Source organism: Arthrobacter sp. JCM 19049, from assembly GCF_001310435.1.
In genome coordinates this window covers 1-2502 of sequence record NZ_BAXF01000326.1, presented here as the reverse complement: position 1 = coordinate 2502, position 2502 = coordinate 1, and the positions used below count along the sequence as shown (strand labels likewise).

Genomic DNA, 2502 nt, shown 5'->3' with positions numbered 1-2502 from the left:
GCCGCCAAAGAGCGCCCCGATCCCCGAACCGGTCCCGGTGACCAGCATCGCCGGCCGCCAGGGCACCCGGTAGCCGAAGGAGGACATCACCGCCACGCCCGGCACATTTTGTGAGGCCATGGTGACGATGAACAGCGGGACGCTGATCCCGGCGATGGCGGTGGGGTTGAACTCCGGGGCCACCCACTGCATCTGCGGCAGCGCCGACACCTCACCCCAGGTTCCGGTGCTGGTGATGTGCCACATGCCCAGCAGCACGGCGGCGAGCATTGTCACCGCCACCACGAAGCGCGGCAGCAGCCGCAGCCCGATGAGGAAGACCAGCAGGATGACCAGCGCGGCCATTGGGATCACCGCCAGGGACGTGAACGGCTTCAGGCACAGCGGGATCAGCACCCCGGCCAGCATGCCCTGGGCGATCGGCACCGGAATGCGTCCCAGCAGCCGCTGCAGCACCGGGAGCAGCCCGGAAAGCACAATGAGGGCGGCACTGACGATGAACGCGCCCACCGCCTCGGCGAAGCCGTAGGAGCCCGAGCCCAGGCTGGCGAGCATCGCGGCACCCGGGGTGGACCAGGCGATCGTGATCGGAATCCGGTGCCAGAGCGAGAGCAGCATGGTACTCAGCCCGGTCAGCAGCGTCAGGGCCAGCAGGCCGGAGGCGGCCTGGCCTTCGTCGGCCCCCACATTCAGCAGCCCGGTCAGCACCACCGCGAAGGAGGAGGTAAACCCGACCATGGTGGTGACGAACCCGGCCATGACCGCGTCGGGAAGGGCGTTGGGGCGTGCTGGCAGTTCTGTGGGCATGACTCCTTTCCTAGCCGCCACCTGTGATGTTGGAGAAATTTGTTTCAGGCTGTTGCGCTGGCGGCCCATGGCGCGGCCGGCTCCGGCCTGCGAGGAATGGGCGATGCGGACACTTGTCCGCCCGGGGAGGCGGGGCAGTGTCCGCCTTGCGGGAAGCGCCCTGGAGCGGCGGACACGCGGCTGCAGATAGGCGAAGGGCGCCGAACCGGTGGTTCGACGCCCTTCTACGCGCTTGGGGCGATGCCCGACTCGACGCGCAATAAACGGCTATGGCGTGTTATCGCCCTTGAGCTTGTTCAGGAGGTTGCGCGCTCCGTCTTGAACCGAGTCGACCTTGTCGGCGTACTTGCCGCCGGTCTTCTCATCGACGAAGTTTCCGGCCTTATCGATGCCGTTGGCCACCTTTTCTGAATTCTCTGCGGCAAACTGGCCAGCCTTGTGCGCCAGTCCTTCGGCTTCGCCCTTCAGCTCGTCAAAACCTGACAAAAAGGCCACCTCCCTTCAACGCTGGGAACACCTGCCGTCCCCACTCTTGTGGATATGGTAAACCGGACAGCGGTGCCGGGGGAAGGTTTGAACCGGCGTCGGCAAGAATTCAGCCATCAGCGAGATGCATGCGTGCATGGGCTGGAGGTGCTGGCGGGAAAAGCAGAAGGCCACCCGTGGGGGTGGCCTTCTGACAGTGGAGCGGACAACGAGGTTCGAACTCGCGACCTCAACCTTGGCAAGGTTGCGCTCTACCAGCTGAGCTATGTCCGCATGTTGTGTTGAACATTAATCATACGATGAATGTCCAGTGCGCGATACTGGGATCGAACCAGTGACCTCTTCCGTGTCAGGGAAGCGCGCTACCGCTGCGCCAATCGCGCCGAATTTCCGAAGAGTTTCGGCCAAGCACCTAGGATACCCCAGGAACTTTGGAGCGGACAACGAGGTTCGAACTCGCGACCTCAACCTTGGCAAGGTTGCGCTCTACCAGCTGAGCTATGTCCGCGTAAACAGCCATCCGAGGATGAATGCTTCGTGCGCGATACTGGGATCGAACCAGTGACCTCTTCCGTGTCAGGGAAGCGCGCTACCGCTGCGCCAATCGCGCAAAAAAGATAATGCCTGAGGCAAATGCCTCCAGCGAGGTGGGGACGGGATTCGAACCCGCGTATACGGCTTTGCAGGCCGCTGCCTCGCCTCTCGGCCACCCCACCAGGTCCGGTCGGTAAACCGGGCGTGGATCGGCGAACCGATCCGGTGATCTTTTTGCGAGCGGACAACGAGGTTCGAACTCGCGACCTCAACCTTGGCAAGGTTGCGCTCTACCAGCTGAGCTATGTCCGCAAAATTGGAAGTTCATCTGCCGTTTCGGCGTCTTTCCAACGAGTAAAAACTCTATACGAGAAAATGCCGAAGCACCAAATCCAAAAGCTGAGATCTGGTTCACAGCCGCTTTTTCCCCGCCGCGCCCCGCGAATCGGTGCTGAATCTCGAGCGGACTAGCTGAAGTGTCGGGGCGGTATGCCATGATCGCACTATGACTTCCCCTCGGTTGGCCGTACAGACAGCACTGGGACGAATGTATGCCCGCGAGGTCGGCGGGCAGCCAACCGTCCCGTCCATCACCACCGTGATCGGCATGGAGAAGGTCGATCTGACCGGGTGGGCCGGCTACCTGGCCGCCAAGACGCTGTCCGAGGACGCCCG

At 62.9% G+C, this 2502-nt stretch carries 2 protein-coding genes, 6 tRNA genes and 1 pseudogene; 1 reads left to right on the top strand and 8 read right to left on the bottom strand.

Annotation, left to right across the window (positions count from 1 at the left end; genetic code table 11):
* The 8 genes from JCM19049_RS11675 to JCM19049_RS11640 all read right to left on the bottom strand — a co-directional run.
* Positions 1-807 (bottom strand): benzoate/H(+) symporter BenE family transporter (locus JCM19049_RS11675; protein ID WP_054821673.1); only part of this gene is annotated, 807 nt, incomplete at its 3' end.
* A 267-nt stretch (positions 808-1074) separates the two neighbouring features.
* Positions 1075-1302 carry an antitoxin gene (locus JCM19049_RS11670; protein WP_279403073.1) on the bottom strand — a complete coding sequence of 76 codons (228 nt, stop codon included), beginning with the start codon at positions 1300-1302 and terminating at the stop codon, positions 1075-1077.
* Positions 1303-1490: 188 nt separating this feature from the next.
* Positions 1491-1566: transfer RNA gene (locus tag JCM19049_RS11665), tRNA-Gly, on the bottom strand.
* Positions 1567-1604: 38 nt separating this feature from the next.
* A tRNA-Val gene (locus JCM19049_RS11660) sits at positions 1605-1676 on the bottom strand.
* A 49-nt stretch (positions 1677-1725) separates the two neighbouring features.
* Positions 1726-1801 (bottom strand) — tRNA-Gly (locus JCM19049_RS11655).
* Positions 1802-1831: 30 nt separating this feature from the next.
* Positions 1832-1903: transfer RNA gene (locus tag JCM19049_RS11650), tRNA-Val, on the bottom strand.
* 35 nt (positions 1904-1938) lie between these two features.
* A tRNA-Cys gene (locus JCM19049_RS11645) sits at positions 1939-2009 on the bottom strand.
* Positions 2010-2066: 57 nt separating this feature from the next.
* A tRNA-Gly gene (locus JCM19049_RS11640) sits at positions 2067-2139 on the bottom strand.
* Between the two features lie 193 nt (positions 2140-2332).
* On the opposite strand from JCM19049_RS11640, the pseudogene JCM19049_RS20565 reads away from it, so the two are divergent.
* A pseudogene (locus JCM19049_RS20565) lies at positions 2333-2502 on the top strand (cytochrome); the annotation flags it as partial.